1 pseudogene is annotated in these 526 nt (G+C 57.6%); it reads right to left on the bottom strand.

From position 1 onward, the window contains the following. Window positions 1-526 (bottom strand): annotated as a pseudogene (locus D3261_RS20170) (serine protease halolysin R4); the annotation flags it as partial.

Genomic DNA, 526 nt, shown 5'->3' with positions numbered 1-526 from the left:
CGAGCGAGAACGACTCGATCTCGCCTTCGACCGCGTAGGAGTCCGTCCCACCCGAGACGTAACCGGTAGCAGTGTTACCCAAGACATTATCCTCGTCTCCGAGCGTCCCACCGTTGGCGCGACTCTTCTCAATCGACCCCGAAACCGAGAAGCGGTAATCGGTCGGGCTACCAGTCCCCTCGATCGAGAGGATATCCTGGGAGTATGTCTCCGGGTCGATCTCCTGACCATTCAACGTGACAATCGCGTTCCCGTCGAGAGTGAAGCTCGTGAGCTCACCCGAGTACACATAGGAATCGGTGCCACCGGAAACGTAGCCCTCGACAGTACCTCCGGATATCTGGTCTTCGTCGCCGAGCGTACCGTTGTTGGCGGTACTCTTCTCAATCGACCCCGAAGCCGAGAAGCGGTAATCGGTGGGGCTACCGGTCCCAACCACCGAAAGCACGTTTTTCGAGTAGTCTTCTGGGTTGATTTCGTTTCCGTTCAGTGTGACCGTCGCGTTCCCGTCGAGAGTAATGGTCCT

It is taken from the genome of Halococcus sp. IIIV-5B (assembly GCF_003602035.1).
Taxonomy (GTDB): domain Archaea; phylum Halobacteriota; class Halobacteria; order Halobacteriales; family Halococcaceae; genus Halococcus; species Halococcus salsus.
Note: the sequence above shows the minus strand (reverse complement) of the source record. Positions and strands in the feature narration are given on the sequence as shown.